We start from the raw sequence: 23,615 nt of genomic DNA on the forward strand, positions 1-23,615 counted from the left end.
TGGCAGGTAAAAAAGTCGTGGTCGCTCCAAAGCGGCTAGCGATAGTTATTCGCCAGACGTTCTGGGTATAATGTCGGTCGAATCGACAAGGTAATAAGTGATATGGCAGAGCAACGCAGCAAGCAATTTAATTCCAACAAACCCAAAGATCGTCAGGTTGATGCCCTGAAGGTGCCACCGCATTCTTTGGAAGCCGAGCAGTCAGTGCTGGGCGGTCTGATGCTGGACAATGAGCGTTGGGACAGCGTGGCGGAAAAAGTGGTTGCTGCAGACTTTTACAGCCGTCCTCATCGGCTGATCTTTGAAAGCACCAAGCAGTTGTTGGATGCTGGTCTGCCCCTTGACCTGATCACTCTCTCTGAGAACCTTGAAAAACACAGCCAGCTAGAAGATGTAGGCGGCTTTGCTTACCTTGCAGAGCTTGCGAAAAACACCCCAAGTGCGGCGAACATCGTTGCTTATGCAGATATTGTCCGCGAACGTGCGATGGTGCGTAACCTTATCAGCGTTGCGAATGAAATCGCAGATGCAGGTTATGACCCAGAAGGCCGCACTTCGGAAGACTTACTCGACATGGCGGAAAGCAAGGTTTTCGCCATTGCAGAATCACGTACCACGGAAAACGAAGGTCCACAGAACATCGACAATGTTCTGTCGAAAACCCTTGAGCGTATCGAAATCCTGTTCAAATCGCCGCAAGATGGTGTGACTGGTGTATCGACCGGCTTTGCTGATCTCAATAAGAAAACTGCAGGTCTGCAAGGCTCTGACCTCATTATTGTGGCGGCGCGTCCATCCATGGGTAAAACCACGTTTGCGATGAACCTGTGTGAAAACGCCGCGATGGATCAGGAAAAGCCGGTACTGATTTTCTCGCTCGAGATGCCAGCCGAACAGCTGATGATGCGTATGCTCGCGTCACTTTCCCGCGTTGATCAGACTAAAATCCGTACCGGTCAGTTGGATGATGAAGACTGGGCACGTATTTCATCGACCATGGGTATTCTGATGCAGAAAAAGAACATGTATATCGATGACAGCTCAGGCCTGACACCGACGGAAGTGCGCTCGCGTGCGCGCCGTGTGGCGCGTGAACACGGTGGTCTGTCGATGATCATGGTCGACTACCTTCAGCTGATGCGTGTTCCTGGTCTTCAGGATAACCGTACCCTTGAGATTGCCGAGATCAGCCGCTCGCTCAAGGCGCTGGCAAAAGAACTGAACGTGCCTGTTGTTGCCCTGTCGCAGCTTAACCGCTCACTGGAACAACGTGCAGACAAACGCCCTGTAAACTCCGACTTGCGTGAATCGGGCGCGATCGAGCAGGATGCGGACCTTATCATGTTCATTTACCGTGATGAGGTGTACAACCCGGAAAGTCCGCTCAAAGGCATTGCAGAAATTATCCTCGGTAAACAGCGTAACGGTCCTATCGGTAGCGTGCGCCTGACCTTCCAGGGTCAGTTCTCCCGCTTTGATAACTATGCGGGCCCGGCGTTTGACGAAGAATAAATGGCTTGTTGAGAATTAACCGCGAGGTGTTATGAAAGCGGCGACAGCAATCATCAAAACGGCTGCCCTAAACCACAATATCGACATTATCCGCGCCATGGCGCCGAACAGTCGAACGTGGGCGGCGATTAAAGCTAATGGATACGGACATGGCCTTTTGGCCGTGGCAAAAGCACTTTCTTCTCAGGCCGAGGGTTTCGGTGTTGCGCGCCTTGAGGAGGCGGTGAGCCTTCGCGCTGGCGGGATTGTGAAACCTATTCTACTGCTCGAAGGTTTTTATTCCTCTGCGGATTTGCCAACGCTCGAAGCACAGAATCTGCAAACGGCGGTTCATTGTATTGAGCAACTGGAAGCACTGGAAAAAGCCAACTTGGAACACCCACTCCATGTTTGGCTGAAAATCGATACCGGCATGCATCGCTTGGGGGTACGTCCGGAGTATGTTGCCGAATTTATTGAGCGGCTGAATGCCTGTCCGAACGTCGCTAAACCGCTCAACTTTATGAGCCATTTCGGCTGTGCGGATGAACCGGAGAAGCCAGTCACGGAGCAGCAAATTGCACTGTTTGAAGAACTGACAGCTGGCCAGCCAGGTTACAGATCCTTGGCGGCTTCTTCCGGTAGTTTAATTTGGCCAACCAGCCATTTTGATTATGTTCGCCCTGGAATCAGCCTCTACGGTATTTCGCCGATGGTTGAGCGCTGTGGAAAGGATTTCGGTCTCAAGCCTGCCATGACAATGACTTCAAGCCTTATCGCTGTGCGTGAAGCTAAAAAAGGCGAGACGGTGGGCTACGGCGGACGCTGGATGACAGATCGTGATACCAAAATCGGCGTGGTAGCCATTGGCTACGGCGATGGTTATCCCCGCGTTGCGCCTGATGGCACACCAGTGATGATCAACGGCCGGCGTGTACCGTTGTCGGGACGAGTATCAATGGACATGATCACCATTGATTTGGGGCCAGATGCGACTGATCGCGTGGGTGATGAAGTTATCCTGTGGGGAGAAGACCTCCCGGTGGAAGAAATTGCCCGTCATGTAGGCACCATTGGTTATGAGCTTGTCACCAATCTCACATCCCGTGTTGACCTGATTTATACCTAGGGTCAATAGACCCAAACGTAAGTTGTAAAACGTTTTGAATCTGAATTTTTCTAAAGCCGTAACCCAAGTTACGGCTTTCTTATCTTTGCCTGTTTTGCTTTTTTCTGATGGCGTTCTGGCATCAAGTCAGCCTGAGCCTGACTCGTGGGATATTGAAGTGGTACCGTTTGTCTTCTCAACGGAAACCATGGGCCTCTCCGCGGGCATGGCTGGGCTTTGGAAAGGTGCGGGTCAGCCTCAGGCATCCTTGTTTGCAGCCGGGCTTGGTACTTCGAAAGATAGCTGGATGGGGTTTGTAGCCGCCAACAACTACATGCTCTCTACTGATAGCCGCTGGCTGCTGAGTGGGCAATTCTATGAAGGCGATTTCAAGCAGTTTGACTACTATCTGGGTGCCGCGGCGTCCAACAATTCTTCGTATGAAGACCGTCTGACTGCAGATAGTCGCGATGCCCAGCATCATCTTTCCTTTCGCTACATCCTACCTTTCGGTGAAGCGGTGAATAGCCCCATTCGTGCAGCGCTCTCTCCCAAGCGTGAAGTGAACGGCAATTCGCCGTGGAGCAGCGGTGTTTCTTCCATCGACTTTCGCACTTTCTATCAGGCGAGAGCGTTGAAAGGAGAAGGCGTGAATGCACCAAGTGAGTTTTCGGATGCGACTGAAGTGTGGGGACTGGAAACCCATTTTAAGTGGGATAACCGCGACAGTAACAATAACCCTACAGAAGGCAGTCTCAGTGAGTTTATCGTGACGCTTGACCCAGGAACTAATGACAGGGCAAGTTGGTGGAAGTGGGAGCTTAGCCAAAGCTGGTATTGGGATATCGGGGAGTGGGAAGAGGTTGCGAATGAGCAGGTGCTGGCGTTTAACCTCTACACAACTGATACACCAAGCTGGAATGACAGGACGGAGATAGACGGTGAGTCTGTTTATCGAAGGCCGCCAGAATTCGCAGCAGCCCGCTTAGGTGGTTTGTATCGCCTGAGAAGTTTTCAATCTGGCCGATATGCAGATCGTTCAGCACTCAGTTATAGCCTTGAATACCGCGTGATTCCAAAATGGCAACCGCTTGGTAAATTGCCAGTTTTCAATTGGTACGATGTGCCATGGTGGCAATGGGTACTGTTCAGTGACGTTGGCCGGGTTGCAGATGAGTATGACTTAGGTGAGCTTCACACCGACATGAAGTGGAGTGCTGGCGCAGCGATGCGTTTTCAGGTTGAAGGTATTGTCGTGCGTTCAGAGCTGGCGATGGGTTCGGAAGAAAGTGTCTTTCGCGTGATGATTAATCAGCCGTTCTAATAATGAAAAAGAGCAGCCAAATGGCTGCTCTTTTTAGTAGTGACTTACCAGGTGACTTTACCAATCCCGATAGAGATATCATCACCGCCATCTGGGCGATCGGAAGTGATATTCCAAGTCAGTCGGAACTTCGCCTGCGTTGACGTTGGTGTAAAGTTGAAGGTGTAAGGCACCGTTGTTGGTCTTGAGTAGACTCTTGACTGGTAGTTACCTACCACAACCCAACCATTGCCATAATCCATTTCAACCTTGAATCGCGACAAGCCACCAATGTCCTGCGTTGACAGAATCTTGTAGTTCAGCGTACTTGCTTCACCGATTGCCAGACCACCAAAGGTGCCTTGATAAACGGAAGTATGGGTGGAGTTATGGTAATCACCAATCCAGGTTTCGTTGGCATTTTCGGAACACCATGTCAGCGAGTTGGTTGGTGTTACCCAGTTCCCGTTGCTACACAGTCTTGGTAAAACTTCTGCAGGATCATCGTCAGTCACGGTCACAGTAGCAGAGGTTAAATCGCTCTTGTCCGTGCTCACCCAAGCATCAAGGCTGAAAGTTTCATCAGCTTCATGCACGGCATCTTCGACGGTTGGTACTTCAATACGCACGGAAGTCACGCCTTGTGGCAGTGTGATGTCGGTGCCCGTTGAAGAAAGGGTTGCTGTGCCAGTGGTGAAATCTGAGAACAGCAGCGATACAGTGTTTTGATAATCACTGCTCACTAATGCGCTGCCGTCTTTCAAAGCAACACGCAGCTTGGTATTTGAATCAGTGGTTGCTTTGTCCAGAGTAACAACAAAGTATGCAGAGTCACCTTCGGCAACACTGTTTGATGTCAGGGAAACGCCAGTCACCTGCGGGATCAAATCGCTCTTGAATTCAGTTTTTTCGTAACAGGTATGGTCTTCAGATGTCACGGTTGCCATGGCGCTGATGCGGCTTGGGAACAGGCCCACACGCTTCTTCTCGCCGGTAGAAGGCTTGATGCGGTAAAGGTGATTACTGTTCACGTTGCCCGACACATTCTGGTTCTTGGCAGCAACCAGCATTTGACCATTCTGATCCAGCGTCGCCGCAGCGACAAAATCGATGAAGTGGAAGGCTTTCAGGGTTTGTGCACCCGTCGTGGTATCAATGACAAAGGTACGGCCATTGGTGACAAACAGCAGTTCACCATCCTGGAACACAAAGTCACCCCAACTCGCGAAACCGCCAAACTTCAAATTATCCTCAAAGTCTGCAATGTGGGTGGTCTCACCCGTGTTTGGATTGACCTTGAAAATGGTTCGCGCGTCTGAAGCAAACAGTTCACCGGAATCCGGGTCAAATGCCATGCGCAAAATTTGCTTGCTTACTGTTGGGCCAGCGACATGTTCACCCGTCGTAGGATCCATATAAGCTAATTGGTAGCTTTCCACTTTGTTGGCGTGAAGGTCCAGACTTTCCAGCTCATCTTCAGAGAAAGTACCCTCAGGCACATCGACATAGTAGGACGTCGGTTGTGGAGCATTGGTGTAGTAGAGGCGATCTGTCACGCGGTCATAAGACATGCTTGAAGCACTGAAGAGAGCACGTGAATGAAAAATCGAACGCTCACTTGCATCTGCATAGTATTGGTTCGACATTTCTTTGGCTTCTTTCACATCAAGCAGCATACCGACATGTCCACGTCCTGCATTCATGGAATAGACGTTACCGGCACAGTTTGCAAAAGCCTGAGCGGAGGTAAATGCTCCTGCAACGATTGCTGTAGCGAGAAGTGTTTTTTTCATTATCGTCGTATCCATAGTCCAGTGAAAGTTTGCAAATCTAGGTCCCTGATTGGCTACATCAGGCTGATCAATTGATTTGGCTGTTCTCGCTTATGAAACAGTAGCGATAATAGGAGTGTATTGAAAAGTTCCAATAAATTGTTGCTGAAAGATGATATGCGTATTTTTTTAATAAATTATTAGGAAATAAATATGTGGGATATAAACATTTAATTAGAAATTGACTGTAAAAAATTTCAGTGAAAATAATTAAGGTACTAAAAAAGTGCTAATTACTACTTAATTGGCAAGCTTTCCTGAAAGAGGGTCTGATGTCTATTTTTATCATCATGACTGTTCAATAAGCTGGTTAGTTAAATGTTGGTGAGATTCTTTCTCGGAATCACGAATCAGAAAAGGTGAACACGAAACTCACCCACCCAGTCGAATGGGCTGATGCCGTTCTCTTTGTTGTTACTTATTCATGGCAGTGATTACGCCTACAAAGGAATGTCGCGAATGCAACCCTAGTCAAAACTCATTGAACCCTGAATCCTTGGGTGGTTTATGTCTATCGACTACAGCAGTTTTTACTTTTTTGCTTTGCTCGATACATGGCTTCATCTGCATGCCGGATCAAGGAAGTGGTATCTTCAGCATCGTCAGGGCATACTGCAACTCCAAGACTCAATGTCACAGGGATAGTCGAACTTACTAGCTTCAGCCCTGTTTCGATGGAGACGACGAGCTTTTCAGCTATTTCCATTGCTTCTTCTGCTTCTCGAAGATTGGTGAACAGCAGTACAAATTCATCACCACCAATTCGGGCAACAAAGTCACCATCACGCAATGCTTCCTGAAAAATACGAGCGGCGGCTTTAAGCACTTCATCGCCAATATGGTGACCCAAGGTGTCATTGACGGTTTTGAAGTTATCAAGATCAGCGAACATAACCGCAAACGGGAAATGCTCTTTGCTGTAGCTTTTTGTCATGGTCTGAAGGCGATCTGTAATGAGCTGCCGAGTTGGCAGCCCTGTTAACATGTCGTGGTGCGCCATGTAAGTTAGCTCTTTTTGTAGTTTATCTTTTTCAATGGCGTTACTTTTAAATACCTCCAGCGCTTTGGCCATGTGGCCGACTTCATCTTTCCGCTCTGATACAGAAATGTTGATGTCCAATTCATTGTTGGCAATACGGTTCATCATTGATGACATGGCAGCGATCGGCTTTGCAATGTCTGAAGCAAGAAAATATCCGACGATAAAAATAACAACGGTTCCTGCCAGCACTGAAAAGGCTAACGCGCTGACAAAAACGCGAAGAGGGCTCAATATTTCGTCTCGTTCTATTTCAGCGATGATTGCCCAATGGAGCGACATAAAGTCAAAAGGCGCGAAGGCACTGAGTACTTCCATCCCTCTGTAATCTTGCTCAAACTGAACGCCAGAAACACCACTGAGTGCTTTGACTGCAGATTCGGTATGAACAGAGGCTTCCAGAATACTTTCTCCATCAAGAAATCGGGAATTGCTTCGCATCAGCTCATCAGGACCAATCAGAATGGTTTCACCGGTCTCCCCCATACCTGCGCTGATTTGCATGACACTGTTGATATATTTAATTGGCATTTCGAAGATGAGGACGCCTATGTATTCCTCACCATTTTTGTGTATGGGTGTAGCGAAAAAGGCTTCAGGTTGATTGAAGCTGGGCTCATATCTTTCGAAATCAGTGAGGTAGGCATTACCCACTGAAGGGTTCTTATTGACCATGGTAAATGCCCGGGCCAAGTGAGTGTCTTTCCATTTGCCATTGAGAAGATTAGTGGCAAAGTCATCTTCTTTTTTGACGGTATAAAGGATATTGCCCGTTTTATCGACGAGGAAAATATCAAAGTATCCATGCTCAGCGGCTAGATTACGGAAGAAAGGGTGATATTTTTTATGGGCTTGGCTATATGCAGAACCATCTTCGGCATTCAGCAAAGCTTCTTTCTGGCCGACATCGAATGGGTTATCAGTAATATAAAGCGATTGAAGAGTTGATTGCTGAGAACGACCTAAATCTGCCCATGCCTCAGAGATTTCAATCACCGCATCTCTCGTCTGAGGTGAGCGGGCGTGAATAAACAGATCACGTTTTACTGTATCAAAGTACTGGAGTAGTGATTCCTTTCTTGAGTCGAGCAATGCAACAAGTTTTGACTCCGCAGAGAGGATGAGCTGTTCCGCAGCGAACTTATAACTCATCATTCCTGTGCTAATTGAAGATAAAAGTGCGAAGGAAATGATAACCAGCGGCAGTTTTCTTGTGATTTTGACGTTTTCTAACATTTGACCTCCCCAAGCCCTTTGAAAAGTATAGGAAGTGGGTAGTCAAACGAGAGGTTGTTTATGCGGTGTTATTCATGTTTTGACAAGCTAGCAGTGCAGTTAGCGTGAACGGACTCAGTTTTGCCCGCCTTGTATTGTCACAATCATTCTTCGTGTACCACCGTGGTCTCGATGCTCGCCCAGATAAATACCCTGCCAGGTTCCTAATGCCAATCTGCCATTGCTGATTGGAATCATAACACTCGCGCCCAACAGTGATGCTTTGATGTGCGCGGGCATATCGTCGTCGCCCTCGTAGGTGTGCTGATAGTAAGGTGCGCGCTCTGGCACGAACTGGTTAAAGTGCGCTTCCATGTCGCTTCTCACCGTTGGGTCAGCGTTTTCATTGAGTGTCAGACTGGCCGAAGTGTGTTGAATAAACAGGTTCACCAAGCCGACATCCAGGCTGCGAATTTCCGGTATTTGCTTTACCACTTCGTCGGTGATCAGGTGGAAGCCTCTTGCGCGGGGACGTAGGCTAATTGTTTTTTGTGTCCACATTTAAAACAACCTGCTTTAAAAATTTTGGGTAGAGTGCGTGACGCTGCGAGTTCAAGTTGGTTAATCGGTCGTCACTGACCTAGCGCAACATTGCAGCAATTTTTTCGTGGCAAACTGTCACGCCCTTGGTGCCTGTAAGCTAGCGGCGATATTTGAATGCGGCTAAAAGTATACAGGACTTGGAGTTGATGTCGGTGACATCTTGTACTCAGGTACCCTGAAACCTACACCTTCAGGAAGTTTGGGTATACCATTATGCGATTCTGGAGGCTGCCCCGAAACAAGGCGGCCTACCTCTGTAACGTGGGAAGGCAGTGCCCGCGATAACAGACTCTGTCTACAAAGGAACAATGATTATGTTGAAGTCCATCAATCCGACGCAAACCGCAGCGTGGAAAGCGCTGACGGCTCACTTTGAAGATGCGCAGGATTTGACCCTCACCTCGCTTTTCGCCAACGATCCAAACCGTTTCGATAAGTTCTCTGTGCAATTCGGCAATGACATCCTGCTGGACTATTCAAAGAATCTGATCAGCGAGCAAACGCTGGACAAACTGTTCGCATTAGCTGATGAAACGGAAGTAAAAGGCGCTATCGAAGCGATGTTCCGTGGTGACAAGATTAACCACACTGAAGGCCGCTCAGTGCTGCACGTTGCCCTGCGTAACCGCAGCAACACGCCAATGATGGTCGATGGTGAAGACGTGATGCCTGCAGTTAACGCTGTACTGGAGAAAATGAAAGGTTTCTCCGAGCGTCTTATCAGTGGTGAGTGGAAAGGTTACACCGGCAAAGAAATCACTGACATCGTGAACATCGGTATCGGCGGCTCTGATCTGGGTCCTTACATGGTGAGCGAAGCGCTGGCTGCTTACAAAACACGTCTGAACCTGCACTTCGTTTCTAACGTTGACGGTACACACGTTGCGGAGACCCTGAAAGATCTGAATCCAGAAACAACCCTGTTCCTGATTGCATCAAAAACTTTCACGACGCAAGAAACCATGACCAATGCTCTGTCTGCGCGTGATTGGTTCCTGGCGTCAGCAGACGATCAGGCGCACGTAGCGAAACACTTCGCTGCGTTGTCTACCAACGCACAAGCCGTTGCTGAGTTTGGCATCGATACCGACAACATGTTCGAGTTCTGGGACTGGGTGGGTGGCCGTTACTCACTCTGGTCTGCGATTGGTCTGTCAATCTGTCTGGCCATTGGCTACGACAACTTTATTGAGTTGCTGGCTGGCGCGCATGACATGGATAAACACTTCCAAAGCTCGCCGTTCACTGAAAACCTGCCTGTGCTGCTGGCACTGATTGGTCTGTGGTACAACAACTTCCACGGCGCGGAATCAGAAGCGATTCTGCCTTATGATCAGTACCTGCACCGCTTTGCGGCGTACTTCCAGCAAGGCAACATGGAATCAAACGGTAAGTATGTGGACCGTGACGGCAAGCCTGTTGATTACCAGACCGGCCCAATCATCTGGGGCGAGCCAGGCACCAATGGTCAGCACGCGTTCTACCAGCTGATCCACCAAGGCACCAAGCTGATCCCATGTGATTTCATTGCACCTGCAATCAGCCACAATCCGCTGAGCGATCACCATCCTAAACTGATGGCGAACTTCTTCGCGCAAACGGAAGCACTGGCATTCGGCAAAACCCGCGAGCAGGTAGAAGCAGAATTCGCAGCAGCGGGTAAATCGGCTGAGGAAGTGGCGGATCTGGTACCGTTCAAAGTCTTTGAAGGTAACCGCCCAACCAACTCAATCCTGGTGAAGCAAATCACCCCTCGCAGTTTGGGTGCGCTCATCGCGATGTACGAGCACAAAATCTTCGTACAGGGCGTGATTTGGAACATCTATAGTTTCGATCAGTGGGGCGTAGAGCTGGGTAAACAGCTGGCGAACCAAATCCTGCCTGAACTGGCGGATCAGGATGAAGTGACCAGCCATGACAGCTCAACCAATGGTCTGATCAACGCGTTCAAACAGTGGCGCGCATAATACCAATCGTAGTAAATATCTGCTCATCCTAGCTTGTTAAAATGCTCGATAACTGCGTTGAAAAATTTAATTGTAGAGTAACTACTTATCGAAATTTTCCGCCTTGTTCTCGAGCATTTTCCCTGCGCTATTTCTGATCACCTACCCACTGTGATCGGTATAACCGCTGAAGTTTGAATGTCAGAAACAAAAACGCCGCATCAATGATGCGGCGTTTTTTTATAACGGGGTTTTCGGCTTAGTCGAAGCAAATTTCGATATAAGCACGGCCAAATTCGGAATCGAACGGCATGATGATGATCTGACCTTCACTCTTATGGGTGATGGTATGTTCACGGCCAGACACCACAATCGGGGTCGCCATATCAAAATCGAAGCCTTTTTCCGCCAACAGACGTTTGGCTCCACCGGTCACCATGTTGGTGATTTCGCCCACCATGTCGGTGACATCCGCATCAATAGAAGTGGGCCTTTCACCCAGCATGCGGCTCATGATTTCCAGCGCCAGTTCTTCTTCAAAGGTCACGGAGAAAGAGCCTTTGGTCTTTGGACCGACCATGCCAATAAGACCGGATACATCGCCCTTGGCGACTTCAGATGTCTTTAGCTGAGGTTTTTTAGGCGTAATTTCCAGCTGCGCCATGGTGGTCAGCACATTCACCAACGAAGACAAAAAAGGGTTTACAAATTCAGCGCGCATAATAGTTCTTTACCGTCCTACTGCATTTTCTGTGTTGCTACCTGGCAGGTGTGACAGGTTCCATGTGTTTCAACCACGTGATGACTCACCGCAAAGTTAACCTGATTGGCTTTTTGCTGAAGGGCTGTCGATAGTGTATCAGTGTGACACTCTTCGACTGTGCCACATGAGTCACAAATCAATAGCTGTGAACAATGTTGCTCATGTCCGGGCAAGCAGCAAGCAATAAAGCTATTTGTTGACTCCACTTTGTGCACAAAGCCCTGAGAAAGCAAAAAATCGAGCGCGCGGTACACCGTGGGTGGTTTGGCTTGCGGCTCTGTTTCCCGCAATACATCCAGCAAATCATAGGCGCTAATCGCCCTTTTGCTCTGGACGATAATCTCATATACCCGCTCGCGCTGTGCTGTCAGTCGAACGCCGCGCTGCTCACAAAGTGACTGAGCTCGGGCAATTAGTTGTGAAAGATTGGCCATAAGACCTCAAAAATCAGGCTGAGGGCAATATTCTATCACAGCAAACAATTCACGCACCCGCCAAGCCGTGACCGCTGTTTGCCTTTGAATAATTGTAGATGATACTCAATCATCGAATGGCGGCGACAACCAGTGCGTGATCCCGCTTTCTAGTAAAGTGGTTGAGTGTTAGTCGAGCGTGTGTTCCCGGCAAATCAGCTCTCCTCCTGCCGCATCCAGCGTTTCCTTGGTTAACTCGCAGAAGAATTGACCATCAGTAATGGGTTGATGGAATTTGCAGGTTTTACAAAGCCCGAAGCTGGCGCTATTGGTGGCTTTTTGCATGCTACGTAGCAGGGTCTCGAGTTGCTCCTTCAGTGCGTGTTGACCTTCGCCCAACTGCTCCAATCCATTTTTCAGCACGGTGGGAGGAATCGCGCTTTTCGCGACCTCTTCGCCCTTTTCCGTTAACACCAAATGGGTGACACGGCGATCAACCGGATCTTTCTCTTTGGTTAGGAAACCTTTTGAAGCCAGAAGGGTGATGGACTGAGAGGTTGTGCCTTTGGTGATCCCCAAAAACTCAGTAACAGCAGCCGGCGTGTCGCTGAATTTGTTGCAGCGGAAGAGGTAATACAGCACCTCCAGGTGCACAGGGTGCAAGCCATGCTCCACGCCAACCAAGCGCACTTCATTGCGATAAAGGGTGGTGATGCGTTCGAGAATGTCGCTCAAAGGGTCAATGTGGCTCATTCGTTTTCTCTGCAAAAAGGTTTTTTGTCGAAACTATGTTGACAAGCTTAGCAGGATCCTTATTCTGAATAAAGTTTCGATGCGAAACCAATATTCAAAAGACAAGGAGTTTATGATGAGAAAGACATCTCTTGCTTTAGCGCTTTTGGGGGCTATCAGCTCGGTAAAAGCACATACCAGCGCCCATGAGGGGCATATCGTCAGCGCTAAGAACGGTGCGATTTCCCCGACATTCGATATTGTTCACGCCAAAGTGGTGAAAAATGGCGGCTCACTGTCGTTCCAAACAGAAGTAGCCGCTGACATAGGTGAGGAAAAGCCGACAGCAGTTGGCAAGCTCGCGGGTTCATCGGTTTATAGCTACGTTTGGCCAACCTCGCTCAACTCGGCAGACATTGGCTTTGATGAAGGCAAAGGCATTGTGGCGCTTTCGGTTACTGCACACCCAGATTTTGACGATACCCCGCGTTACGACGAAAACAAAGATGGCAACAAAGCCAATGATGGTAACGAATGGCACTCGCACTGGGTGGTGTTAACCGAAGACAAAGCCTGCCCAGCAGGTCTAAAAGTCCGCGACATTCCAGAAGGAGCCACACCCAAAGTACCTGTGACCTGGCCGGAGCTTCCGATTTATATCGACAGTCCGGGCTATGAGCCACGCTTTACCAGCACAGAACTAACGGTGGAAGTGCCAGTTAAAGACATTGGTTTTAAAGACGACTTCAACTTCGATGCCGTGACGTCAGTGCTTAAAGTGAATGCGAGTGTGCACAACCCGCTGCTTTGCGTGACCGTCGTTGATGATATTGCCTCTGGCGATCTGTCGCTGCCCGGTTTCACCAAATAAAAAGGAGAGTGCGAATGGCGATTCATGTTTACGACACCTACGCGACCTCATCTTCCGGAAAAATCCTGCATTTTGATGTGTTGCTTCGGGAGAAAAGCGATGAGTTAGCGGTGAAATATGCCAAAGCCTGGCTGGCTGAGATTGGCGAGGCGGACGCCACGGTAAAATCTGGCAACTGTGCGTTTTGCCACACCACCGCTGACTTGCCTGAGTTTGATAGTGAGATAAACGAAAAAGGATATGCGATATACAAACTGGAAGGGTGCCCTGTGTGACGATGGGTAAATCTGCAGAAAATGAAGGGCATAGCTGCGGGCTATGCCCTTTGTGTTTCCGGTGTCAGAATGGATGTGAAAGCACTGCACCTACACGACTTGGGCAAACGCCCGAGTTAGGGTAGAATCCGCACACTTTTTTATTAGGTACTGTTTAAGACGGTGCCTTTGCGTGACCAAGTGCAATGAGGTTTATCCATGCTGAACGAAACAACTGACATCCAAAACTCATCATCAGGCGTTGTGTCTGAGGGTGTGTCCTACCCGTCAGCGCGCTTCAGTGTGGCTCCAATGCTGGATTGGACTGACCGCCACTGCCGCTACTTCCACCGTATTCTGTCTAAGAACGCTTTGCTGTACACCGAGATGGTCACCACGGGTGCGATCATTCACGGCAAAGGTGACTTTCTGGCATTTAACGAGGAAGAGCATCCTGTCGCGCTGCAACTGGGTGGCTCAAACCCTGTGGATTTGGCGACTTGTGCCAAACTGGCGGTTGAGCGCGGCTACGATGAAATTAACCTTAACGTGGGTTGCCCGTCTGATCGCGTTCAAAATGGTCGTTTCGGTGCTTGTTTGATGGGCGAAGCGGAACTGGTCGCGCAGTGTGTATCGGCAATGAAAGAAGTGGTCGATATTCCGGTGACCGTAAAAACCCGTATCGGTATCGACGATCAGGACAGCTATGAGTTTCTGGTCGATTTCGTGCGTACAGTGAGCGAGAAAGGCGGCTGCGATAACTTCACGATTCACGCCCGTAAAGCGTGGCTTTCTGGCCTGAGCCCTAAAGAGAACCGTGAAATTCCGCCGCTGGATTACCCACGCGTTTACCAACTGAAGAAAGACTTCCCGCACCTGACCATGGCGATCAACGGTGGTATCAAATCGCTGGAAGAAGCAGAAGAGCATCTGAAGTATCTGGATGGCGTCATGATTGGCCGTGAGGCTTACCAAAGTCCTTACATGCTGGCAGAAGTGGATAACCGCCTTTTTGGTAGCGATGCGCCAATCATCAAGCGCAGCGACGCTGTGAAAGCCATGTTCCCTTATATTGAAGCGGAACTAAGTAAGGGCACTTATCTGAATCACATCAGTCGTCACATGCTGGGCCTGTTCCAAAACATGCCGGGTGCACGTCAATGGCGTCGATACATCAGTGAAAATGCGCACAAACCAGGCTCAGGTGTTGAAGTACTGGAAGCCGCACTGGCGAAAATCCCTGCGCATCTGGATGTGTAAATCAGCCTGGTTAAATTTGACGCAATAGTCGGTAAAATTTACCAAGAATAAATGAAGCGCTGCAGCCAAACTGCAGCGCTTTTTCTTTATCTGTCTGTTTTTAAAGGGATTGGTGAAGTTGGCCTGCTTCGTGCAATACCTAATGCAAACAAGAAAGAGTCACTGACCTTAGGAGGGTATGATGATCGAGTTTCTGTTTATTGTTGGTTTTACGATTGCACTGTTGGCAACGGGTATCAGCTTTCTGGGCATTGTCGCTGCAATGGCGGTGGGATTTATCGTGATGGCACTGGCAGGCATGATTGGCTTGGTATTCAAAATGCTGCCATGGATTTTGCTGGCTGCGGTGATTGTCTGGTTGCTCAAAGGCCGTGATAAAACAGCCACCCAAGCGCGTGATTACTGCTATAAACGCTCACGTCGCTACCACCGAGCGCGCCGTTATTAAGCGGCGCTACCATTGAATCGGGCTATGATTAAGGCAAAAGGTTTCGCATAAAAATCCGGCAGATTATGCGGAATCTTTGTCTTGGTTTTGCTATAGTGCTCGCAAACCATAAACTCAAAAAATGTAAGGCGGAGCCCTTTCAATGAAAAAACTAAACCTTTCTCTGGCTGCACTGGCAGTGGCTGGTGCATTCGCAATGCCTGCACAGGCTGCAGTGCTTTTAGGGGCTAAAGTTGGTGCAGATGCATGGTATGCAGATGCGAAAGTCAACGACGTTCGTGCTGACGATACTAACGTGCAAGGCTCTTACTATGCGGCCTTTGAGCATTTTATTCCACTGGTGCCAAACGCAAAAATCCGTTACACTGGTGTTGAGTCAAATGGCTCTGCGACTCCAAATGTAGAGTTCACCCAGTATGACCTGATTGCATACTACGAAATTCTGGATAACGACCTGATCTCTTTCGATATCGGTCTGAACCTGCAGAAGTTTGAAGGTGACTTTGGTCCTCACAAATTCGATGAGTGGCAGCCAGCGGTTTACTCTGATGTGCGTCTAGGCATTCCAGCAACCCCAGTTTCTCTGTTTGGTACCTTCAGCTTTGGTAGCTATGACGACACCAGCACTGTTGATGCAGAAGCGGGTGTGTTGTTCACTCTGGGTCTGGTTGCGGCTGACCTGAACTTCAAAGCGGGTTACCGTGTTCAGGACTATGACTTCAACTACTTTGGTGCGGACGACGGTAAGTTCTACAACGACGGTTTCTTCGGTGGCGTAGAGTTCAACTTCTAAGCACTGAAAGCGAAGAAAAAACCGCGCAAATGCGCGGTTTTTTTGTGTCTACAGTTTAGCGAAAGTTACTGGTTCACTTACGGTCTTCCGCCAGGTTTGCCTTGGTCTTTCACAGGTTGGAAACCCACGACGGCGAGAATCACAAACGCCAGTGTACAGCCGGACACCACCAGCAGGGCGGTGACATTCAACTGCTGATACAGCGAAAACCGGATAAGTTCCACGCCAAAAGTGAATGGGTTAAAGCGACAGATTTCATACAGCCAGATGCTCGCTTCCTGCATTTTCCAAAGCGGATACAGCGCCGAAGAAAGGAAAAACATCGGGAAGATGACAAAGTTCATCACCCCGGCGAAATTCTCCAGTTGTTTGATGCGAGAGGCGATAACAATGCCCAGCGCGCTTAACATCAGAGCGACGAGGAAAAGGGCGGGGATCACCAGCACATAACCCATGGGCTCCAATGGCCTGTCATACAACGCAGCGATCACCAAAAAGGCGCCGACCTGAAGCACACTCACCAAGGCACTGGCTATTTGTTTGGAAAGCAGCAAAAAAGGGCGCGGCAGTGGGCTGGTCAATAGCACCTTGATGCTTCCCATTTCCCGGTCATAGACAATCGACAGTGAGCTTTGCATGCCATTGAACAGCAAAATCATGGCGCAAAGACCAGGCAGAATGTATTCCTCGTAATTGATGTAGGTGGCGTAGGGTTCCATGATGGCAATGCCAAGCGCCGCCCTGAAACCTGCGGCAAACACCACAAGCCACAAAAGTGGCCTGACAAGGCTGGCGGCAAATCTTGCCCGCTGGGAGAAAAAACGCAGCCATTCGCGATAGCAAATCCCGACAAACGCATACCAATAGCTCATCGGCTTTCTCCCTCGTTATCTGAGGTTAGGGTGGCGAAGACTTTCGCAAGCGTTGGATGCTGGTGCAAGGCTCTGAGCTCACTGGCTTTGTTGTGTGCTCGCAAGGTGCCGCGATGCAGGATCAATACATCATCATGGTCGTCCACCTCCTCAATCAGATGAGTTGCCCAGAGCACACATAATGGCTGTTGCTCGCAAAGGCGTCTTACTGCCTCAGACAGTGAAGCCCTTGCTTTGGGGTCTAGCCCGCTGGTGGGTTCATCCAACAGCAAAATAGAGGGTGAATGCATCAACGAACGGACAAGTTCGGTGCGACGCCTATGCCCGCCATTTAAGGTGCGGACTTTATCGTTCAGACGATCGGTAAGGGAAAAATGCGCCAACAGAGGCGCCGCTTTTTCGAGGCTTTGTTTTTTGCTGTAGCCATGAAGTGCACCGTAATAACTGAGGTTTTGCCCTACGGTCAAATCAAGATCGAGAGTGTTTTGCTGGAATACCATGCCGAGCTTCGCCATGGTTTGGCGGGATGGCACTTCTCCCAGCAAAGCGATTTCGCCCTGTTGGATGGGCGTGAGGCGGGTGAGTAAGGAAAATAGCGTGCTTTTCCCAGCACCGTTAGGGCCAAGAAGCATATGAAGGCCGCGCCCCAGCGAAAGGGAAAGATCGCTCAGGGCGCAGCGCGAACCATAGTGGTGAGACAGTCCGGAGACTTCAATCATGTCAGGCAGTTATCTCATTTTTAGTCAGCTTGGCGCACGGCGACACCCCAAGGATAGCGGCCGACTTTTACGGTTTTCACCACCTTGCGGTTGGGAACGTCAATGATCGACACATCGCCGCTCACGCCATTGGTGGCCAGCAGTCTGTCCTGTTCGCCATTAAAGGCCATTTGCCAAACACGGCGACCCACCAGAAGATAGTCTTCTACTTCCAAGGTGTCAGTATTGACCGCGGCTACATGGTTTGCTGGGCCTAACGCGACAAATGCGGTTTTGCCATCTGCTGTAATTTTCACGCCGACTGGTTGCACTTTGTCTTTGTGGACGCCTTTGGGCGCAAAACCGATTTTCTTGATGATTTCTTTGGTGTCGGTATCTATCACCGCTACCGTGCCGCCAATTTCTGCGCTTACCCAAAGTTGCTTACCGCTTGGCGTAAATTCGGCGTAACGCGGGCGGGCATCAACCAAAGTGTTATGTACCATCTGGTTAGATTCGGTATCAATCCAGTGCGCCATGTTGGAGGTTTCAGAGGTGATGATGGCGATTTTTCCATCTGGGCTCACGGCTACGCCTTCTGGCTCAACACCCACTTCCACCTGCGCGACCACGCTGGAGCTTGGGATATCGACCACTGTCATCAGGGCGTCGTCTTCGTTCGCGATGTATAAGCGGTTGCCATCAGGATGGAGCGCAAAAAGCTCTGGGTCTTCGCCCGACGGCAAGTCGCCGATGATGCTGTTGGTGGCGAGATCGAGGATTTGCACCGTGTCGGATTCGCTGGCGCAGATATAGAGCTTGGTGCCGTCTTTACTAAGTTCGATGCCGCGTGGGCGATCGCCCACTTCAATAGTGTCAATCACTTCCATGGAGTCCATGTCGATCACACTGACGGTGTCATCCTTTTCGTTTGCCACATAAGCCACCTCCTTTGCCAAAGCGGGAGTGGCTAACAGCGCCGAGAAGATCACGGCGAGAATCGATTTCGAATAATTCATGGTGATGTCCTTATTGTTAGCTGTCGTTCGATGAAACAAAGTTAAAACTGGCGGCACTGGCTTTGCGCTTCATCGATACCGAGCGAATCAAGCTCGTTACGGGGATGAAGGAAACCCTCGAATGGGGCGCTGGCCACCAGCGCTTGCGAGTCAAACAAAGGCACTGTTTGACGGAGTTGACCGTTCCATGGTCGGTAGGTCAGCTTCCGACCCTTATAGGCCGCAAGCTGGAATTTGTCGCTCATCATGAAAGGCAAAACAGTTTTCACATTGCCTTTGTTGAGCACGGTTACCGCTTCATTAATGGAGCGAACGGCCACCCATCCTGCGTAGTCTTTGGCGGTCATTGGGCGGTCGAACTTCTTGGTGAAACGGTTTTGAAGCTGAATGGCGGCCCACTGCTCAATCACGTAGTGCCAGCCGTCGGCACGCAGGCCATGTGTGCCGATCACCGGGCGGGGAAGCCAGGTGTTGTAGGGTAGGTGTTGACCAAACAGGTTGCCCTCATCAATCACCAGCACCAAGTCGTAGTCATCTGCCTGGGTGAAAAGCGGAAGCTCCGCTGAAGCAGTGCGGCGAAGGTCAGTGTCAAAATTCCAGACTTTCTCTTCGACGACTTTGAGGTTGTACTTCTTGAATACGTTTTTCACCGCGGAAAGATAAGCCTTATCAGCGTCTGATACACCGGAGACCAAGAAGGCGTCATTGAGGCGGCGAACCCGCATCCACTGAGCAAGGGCGTCAGCGCGCATGGTATAGCTAAGTGCCGTATGCAGAGTGTTCGACAAGCAGACACTTCGTCTTAACGCATCGTCCTGATTGCCGATGTTAAACAGCAGTGCATCGTCTGGCAGCGCTTTACGGAGCGCTTGCAGAGAAGGTGTGTCGAGATCGGCAAGAAAATATCTCACCCCTTCGTCATACCAGGTTTTCGTGGTGGTAATGAGCGCAGTGGTATCGTCGTTGGTTTCTGCGCGAAATGCGTACTTTTGCCCCAGAAATTTCCCAGTGCCGTTGGCATCATTCACCGCGAGCTCTGCCCCTGCTTCTCCATTGTTTTCCGGCTCTGCCAGATAGTCGGGAACCGCAGTGGTAGTTTCAACCGGTACTCTCAATAGCCCTATCTCCACCTCAACTGATGCGTGGGCAGAGAAAGAAAGCCAGCTAAGTATTACTAATAAAATATTGGTGTAATACCTTGTTTTAAATTGTTTTATTGCTTTATCCATCGAAAATACTGCTCCGTGGTCGCATACGTTTTTTACTGTATGCAGCGCTGGGATATTTGCCAAAAACCAGAACGAGACTTTTTAAAAAATCCTCCCAAAGAATGAGGAATATCCCCGCTTTTGTACCATGTCCTCAAACTCTCGCCGCTCCTACACTTTTTCCAACGCTGACCAATTAAGGAGTCGAGAGACATGGAAAAGGTTGAACGTAATATTTGTATTCTGACTGCCGTGGCACTGCTTTCTGTGCTGAGTACCCAACTGGCATTTGCCCACGGTGATGTCACCCCACAATCCATTGATACCTCAAGCATCCCCACTCTCGGAGAGGATTGGGCCGAAACCAACCCTTACCGTGAACTTGATGGTGATGTGAAGGTGGAAATCGAGCGTCTTGGGGCATCAGCCTACAACCAGAACTGTGCACGTTGCCATGGACTTGAAGGCATTTCAGGCGGTATAGCGCCTGACCTTCGTATGCTCGAGCCAGACTACGACGGTGATGAATGGTATGTGTACCGGGTGCAGAATGGCGCGGTACGTAACGGCGCGGTTTACATGCCGAAAATGACCGAACACCTCAATCAGGAAGCATTGTGGGCGATCCGCACCTGGCTGGAATCTGTGGCACCGGATAACGGCTAACGAGGAGGGCGCCGGGATGAAGTTGATAACCGCTATTCGGACTTTCTGCTTGCTGCTATGTATGACGCTGACTACGCCATCCCACGCGCTTTCCTATGACGATATTCAGTCCCGTGGCGTGATTGCTATTGCGGTCTACAAGGATTTCCCGCCGTACTCGTTCAAGGATGAGAATGGAAATCCGAAGGGCATTGATGTGGAGCTTGCCAAAGCCCTTGCCAAGGGGCTGGATGTCGAACTTGACCTTCGCTGGATGACCCCGGACGAAACGGTCGAAGACGATATGCGTAATTATCTTTGGAAAGGGATGAACCTCACCAGTGAGGACGGCCAGCGCGTGAAAGCAGACGTCATGTTGCGAGTGCCGTACGACCGCGAATTTGCGATGAAACGTGATGATATTGGTCATCCCGCTCATGAACTGGTGCACATGTTCGCCCCTTACCAGCAAGAGCGTTGGTTGATGGCTTACGATGCGGCCAAGCTCGACAGGCCACAAACTGCCGCCCGTTTTATGTATCACCCGGTGGGCGTTGAAGTGGACACGGTCCCTCAGTTCTTCGTGACCACAGCCTATGGGGGGCGTTTCCGCGAAAAAAGCCGCACTTATCCCTCTACCCCCGACGCTTTTCAAGCGCTCAACGATGGCGAAGTTTCTATCGTGATGGGCACCGCTTCGCAGCTCGAATGGCTGCATCACAACAACAAAAAGCCGCAAGCCAACGAGCAACTCACTGAGCTCGCGTTTCCACTTCTGGGGCGCAGCGAGTGGGAGCTCGGTATTGCGGTGCACTCGAACTACCGTCAATTGGCCTACGCACTGGAAGACATTGTGATGGCTCATATCAACAACGGTGACTTTGTGCGCTGGGGTGAAAAGTTCGGGGTGGATTTCCAACTTCCTGAACGTTTCCGTCCTGAGCCAGAAGTTACCAATGAAGAGGCCATCGCACAGACACCGTAATTCCAAACAGCCTGTTATCTCTCGCGAACCGAACTCTCCCTCATCGCGATGCGGGGGCAGGACAGGCACCACTATAACGAAACAAGCATTCAGCCAACAATGAGGTATCCCTATGACAATTAAGTCATTTAAACATTGCGGACTCTATGCCGCACTCTCGCTCGCGATGACGGCTTCGCCCGTTTACGCGGGTGTCACGGACAAAGACATCCTCGCCGATCAGGAGACCATAGAGGACGTGGTGACTTATGGTCTTGGGCTTCGTGGTCAGCGCTACAGCCCGATGGACACCATCAACCGCGAGACCGTCAAAGAAATCCGTCCTGTGTGGGCCTTCTCTCTTGGTGGGGAAAAACAGCGTGGTCAGGAAAGCCAGCCCATGGTGAAAGATGGCGTTATGTACATCACAGGTTCCTATTCCCGAGTGTTCGCGATTGATGCGAAAACCGGAGAGGAGCTGTGGCAATACGACGCACGCCTGCCGGATGGCATCATGCCCTGTTGTGACGTAATTAACCGTGGTGTCGCGCTTTACGACGACTTGGTTATCTTTGGTACGTTGGACGCCAAGCTTGTGGCGCTGGATGCGAAAACCGGTAAAACCCGCTGGAAAAAAACCGTTGATAATTATCAAGATGGCTACTCCATTACTGCGGCACCCATTGTGGTGAAAGGCAAAGTGATCACCGGTGTATCGGGTGGTGAGTTTGGTATCGTGGGTAAGGTTAGAGCTTATGACGCAAAAACCGGTAAGTTGGTCTGGGAACGTCCAACGGTCGAGGGCCACATGGGCTACGTCTGGAAAGACGGTAAGAAAACTGAAAACGGGATCTCGGGCGGTGCACCGGGGAAAACCTGGCCAGCAGACCTCTGGAAAAGCGGCGGCGCAGCACCTTGGTTAGGCGGTACTTACGATGCCGACACTGACCTTTTATTCTTCGGTACGGGTAACCCTGCGCCTTGGAACTCACACATGCGTCCGGGCGACAACCTCTTCTCTTCTTCACGTCTCGCGATCGATCCGGATGATGGCAAAATTGTCTGGCACTTCCAGACCACGCCGCATGATGGCTGGGACTTCGATGGTGTGAACGAGCTGATTGCGTTTGATTACACCGAAAACGGCAAGAAAGTGAAAGCGGCTGCAACCGCTGACCGTAACGGCTTCTTCTATGTGCTTGATCGTACCAATGGTGATTTCATCCGTGGTTTCCCGTTTGTGAATGAAATCAGCTGGGCGAAGGGGCTCGATGACAAAGGCCGTCCGCTTTACGTCAAAGACAACCGTCCCGGAGACCCTTCCGGTGACAAGCAAGGCAAAACGGTAGAGGCAGTACCTTCCTTCCTCGGCGGGAAAAACTGGATGCCAATGGCATACAGTCCAGATACCGGCCTGTTCTATGTGCCTGCCAATGAATGGAAAATGGATATCTGGAATGAGCCCGTCGCCTACAAAAAAGGCGCGGCCTACCTCGGTGCGGGCTTTACCATCAGAACACTCAATGATGAGTACATTGGTGCACTGCGTGCTTACGACCCTAAGACCGGTGAGCGTGTCTGGGAATACCAGAACTACGCGCCATTGTGGGGCGGTGTGATGACCACGGCAGGAGGTCTGGTGTTTACGGGTAACCCAGAAGGTTATCTGATGGCATTCGATGACAAGACCGGCGAGCTGCTTTATAAGTTCAACACAGGCTCTGGCATCGTAGGTAGCCCTGTGACCTGGGAAATGGACGGTGAGCAGTATGTGTCCGTGCTTTCCGGTTGGGGTGGTGCGGTACCGCTTTGGGGCGGTGATGTGGCCAAACGTGTGAAAGATTTCAACCAAGGTGGCATGGTGTGGACCTTTAAGCTGCCGAAAAGCTGATGCTTTATACCCAAACTCGCTGAATCCTGCATCTTCAGGTTGTTTGGGTATATATCTGATTGATAAAACAAATGTAAAAACCAGCAAGGCCGGATGATTTCCGGCCTTGCTGCGTTTTGGTGCATAACAATCCGGCAGGGTATTGAATTTGTGACGGCCTCCTTTCCGGAAATCCTCAGATACTGAAGTGAAAGCAACATTATCCTCCTCTCTGTCTCCCTCCAAAGTATGAGATTTTGCCAACCAA

General features: G+C 50.0%; 22 protein-coding genes. 12 read left to right on the top strand and 10 right to left on the bottom strand.

Translation table 11 applies throughout. The features are described from left to right. The first annotated feature begins 102 nt into the window (after window positions 1–102). The 3 genes from G5S52_RS15545 to G5S52_RS15555 all read left to right on the top strand — a co-directional run bounded on the left by G5S52_RS15545 (window position 103) and on the right by G5S52_RS15555 (window position 3,923). Window positions 103–1,512 (top strand): replicative DNA helicase, encoded by a 1,410-nt coding sequence (locus G5S52_RS15545; RefSeq protein ID WP_062666651.1) that lies wholly within the window; start codon window positions 103–105, stop codon window positions 1,510–1,512. A 31-nt stretch (window positions 1,513–1,543) separates the two neighbouring features. Continuing rightward, window positions 1,544–2,620 carry an alanine racemase gene (alr, locus tag G5S52_RS15550; protein WP_165015591.1) on the top strand — a complete coding sequence of 359 codons (1,077 nt, stop codon included), beginning with the start codon at window positions 1,544–1,546 and terminating at the stop codon, window positions 2,618–2,620. 85 nt (window positions 2,621–2,705) lie between these two features. Next, complete coding sequence (locus G5S52_RS15555) at window positions 2,706–3,923, top strand: BamA/TamA family outer membrane protein (RefSeq protein WP_235956308.1); 1,218 nt, start codon at window positions 2,706–2,708, stop codon at window positions 3,921–3,923. Between the two features lie 44 nt (window positions 3,924–3,967). Here the strand turns inward: G5S52_RS15555 and G5S52_RS15560 are convergent, their stop codons facing one another. The 3 genes from G5S52_RS15560 to G5S52_RS15570 all read right to left on the bottom strand — a co-directional run bounded on the left by G5S52_RS15560 (window position 3,968) and on the right by G5S52_RS15570 (window position 8,549). Next, window positions 3,968–5,695, bottom strand: coding sequence for a hypothetical protein (locus G5S52_RS15560; RefSeq protein WP_205743934.1), 1,728 nt, complete (start codon window positions 5,693–5,695; stop codon window positions 3,968–3,970). 550 nt (window positions 5,696–6,245) lie between these two features. Further along, window positions 6,246–8,009 carry a GGDEF domain-containing protein gene (locus G5S52_RS15565; RefSeq protein WP_165015597.1) on the bottom strand — a complete coding sequence of 588 codons (1,764 nt, stop codon included), beginning with the start codon at window positions 8,007–8,009 and terminating at the stop codon, window positions 6,246–6,248. 114 nt (window positions 8,010–8,123) lie between these two features. Then, complete coding sequence (locus G5S52_RS15570; RefSeq protein ID WP_002539432.1) at window positions 8,124–8,549, bottom strand: secondary thiamine-phosphate synthase enzyme YjbQ; 426 nt, start codon at window positions 8,547–8,549, stop codon at window positions 8,124–8,126. A gap of 356 nt (window positions 8,550–8,905) precedes the next feature. On the opposite strand from G5S52_RS15570, the gene pgi reads away from it, so the two are divergent. After that, complete coding sequence (pgi, locus tag G5S52_RS15575) at window positions 8,906–10,558, top strand: glucose-6-phosphate isomerase (RefSeq protein ID WP_165015602.1); 1,653 nt, start codon at window positions 8,906–8,908, stop codon at window positions 10,556–10,558. Between the two features lie 238 nt (window positions 10,559–10,796). Here pgi and G5S52_RS15580 read toward each other — a convergent pair whose 3' ends face one another. The 3 genes from G5S52_RS15580 to G5S52_RS15590 form a co-directional block, all read right to left on the bottom strand. Next, window positions 10,797–11,258, bottom strand: a complete 462-nt coding sequence (locus G5S52_RS15580; protein ID WP_165015605.1) for a chemotaxis protein CheX — start codon at window positions 11,256–11,258, stop codon at window positions 10,797–10,799. Window positions 11,259–11,275: 17 nt separating this feature from the next. Then, window positions 11,276–11,734, bottom strand: coding sequence for a zinc uptake transcriptional repressor Zur (gene zur / locus G5S52_RS15585; RefSeq protein ID WP_062666636.1), 459 nt, complete (start codon window positions 11,732–11,734; stop codon window positions 11,276–11,278). A 168-nt stretch (window positions 11,735–11,902) separates the two neighbouring features. Next, window positions 11,903–12,466, bottom strand: coding sequence for a MarR family winged helix-turn-helix transcriptional regulator (locus G5S52_RS15590; protein WP_165015608.1), 564 nt, complete (start codon window positions 12,464–12,466; stop codon window positions 11,903–11,905). 115 nt (window positions 12,467–12,581) lie between these two features. On the opposite strand from G5S52_RS15590, the gene G5S52_RS15595 reads away from it, so the two are divergent. The 5 genes from G5S52_RS15595 (at window position 12,582) to G5S52_RS15615 (ending at window position 16,071) form a co-directional block, all read left to right on the top strand. Beyond that, window positions 12,582–13,316: a hypothetical protein gene (locus tag G5S52_RS15595; protein ID WP_165015611.1), complete on the top strand. Its 735-nt coding sequence runs from the start codon at window positions 12,582–12,584 to the stop codon at window positions 13,314–13,316. Window positions 13,317–13,330: 14 nt separating this feature from the next. Further along, the gene (locus tag G5S52_RS15600) at window positions 13,331–13,591 is read left to right on the top strand and encodes a DUF2024 family protein (RefSeq protein ID WP_046305634.1); all 261 of its coding nucleotides are present in this window, start codon (window positions 13,331–13,333) and stop codon (window positions 13,589–13,591) included. Between the two features lie 198 nt (window positions 13,592–13,789). Beyond that, window positions 13,790–14,830 carry a tRNA dihydrouridine(20/20a) synthase DusA gene (dusA, locus tag G5S52_RS15605; RefSeq protein WP_165015614.1) on the top strand — a complete coding sequence of 347 codons (1,041 nt, stop codon included), beginning with the start codon at window positions 13,790–13,792 and terminating at the stop codon, window positions 14,828–14,830. 181 nt (window positions 14,831–15,011) lie between these two features. Further along, window positions 15,012–15,278 carry an envelope stress response protein PspG gene (gene pspG, locus G5S52_RS15610; protein WP_002539445.1) on the top strand — a complete coding sequence of 89 codons (267 nt, stop codon included), beginning with the start codon at window positions 15,012–15,014 and terminating at the stop codon, window positions 15,276–15,278. Window positions 15,279–15,420: 142 nt separating this feature from the next. Beyond that, window positions 15,421–16,071 (top strand): TIGR04219 family outer membrane beta-barrel protein, encoded by a 651-nt coding sequence (locus G5S52_RS15615; protein WP_165015617.1) that lies wholly within the window; start codon window positions 15,421–15,423, stop codon window positions 16,069–16,071. Between the two features lie 77 nt (window positions 16,072–16,148). Here the strand turns inward: G5S52_RS15615 and G5S52_RS15620 are convergent, their stop codons facing one another. The 4 genes from G5S52_RS15620 to G5S52_RS15635 are packed head-to-tail and all read right to left on the bottom strand — an operon-like array spanning window position 16,149 to window position 19,775. Then, window positions 16,149–16,943 (bottom strand): ABC transporter permease, encoded by a 795-nt coding sequence (locus G5S52_RS15620; protein WP_165015620.1) that lies wholly within the window; start codon window positions 16,941–16,943, stop codon window positions 16,149–16,151. Further along, window positions 16,940–17,662: an ATP-binding cassette domain-containing protein gene (locus G5S52_RS15625; RefSeq protein ID WP_165015623.1), complete on the bottom strand. Its 723-nt coding sequence runs from the start codon at window positions 17,660–17,662 to the stop codon at window positions 16,940–16,942. The genes G5S52_RS15620 and G5S52_RS15625 overlap by 4 nt, the downstream gene beginning before the upstream one ends. 20 nt (window positions 17,663–17,682) lie before the next feature. Then, window positions 17,683–18,660 carry a YVTN family beta-propeller repeat protein gene (locus G5S52_RS15630; protein ID WP_165015626.1) on the bottom strand — a complete coding sequence of 326 codons (978 nt, stop codon included), beginning with the start codon at window positions 18,658–18,660 and terminating at the stop codon, window positions 17,683–17,685. Between the two features lie 41 nt (window positions 18,661–18,701). Continuing rightward, window positions 18,702–19,775 (bottom strand): ABC transporter substrate-binding protein, encoded by a 1,074-nt coding sequence (locus tag G5S52_RS15635; protein WP_235956311.1) that lies wholly within the window; start codon window positions 19,773–19,775, stop codon window positions 18,702–18,704. A gap of 306 nt (window positions 19,776–20,081) precedes the next feature. On the opposite strand from G5S52_RS15635, the gene pedF reads away from it, so the two are divergent. The 3 genes from pedF to G5S52_RS15650 all read left to right on the top strand — a co-directional run bounded on the left by pedF (window position 20,082) and on the right by G5S52_RS15650 (window position 23,368). Next, window positions 20,082–20,534 (top strand): cytochrome c-550 PedF, encoded by a 453-nt coding sequence (gene pedF, locus G5S52_RS15640; RefSeq protein ID WP_165015632.1) that lies wholly within the window; start codon window positions 20,082–20,084, stop codon window positions 20,532–20,534. Between the two features lie 16 nt (window positions 20,535–20,550). Further along, window positions 20,551–21,498 carry a substrate-binding periplasmic protein gene (locus G5S52_RS15645; RefSeq protein WP_165015635.1) on the top strand — a complete coding sequence of 316 codons (948 nt, stop codon included), beginning with the start codon at window positions 20,551–20,553 and terminating at the stop codon, window positions 21,496–21,498. Between the two features lie 112 nt (window positions 21,499–21,610). Next, window positions 21,611–23,368, top strand: a complete 1,758-nt coding sequence (locus G5S52_RS15650; RefSeq protein ID WP_165015639.1) for a PQQ-dependent methanol/ethanol family dehydrogenase — start codon at window positions 21,611–21,613, stop codon at window positions 23,366–23,368. The last annotated feature ends 247 nt before the right edge of the window (window positions 23,369–23,615 follow it).

This window comes from Grimontia sedimenti (assembly GCF_011045095.1).
Lineage (GTDB): Bacteria > Pseudomonadota > Gammaproteobacteria > Enterobacterales > Vibrionaceae > Enterovibrio > Enterovibrio sedimenti.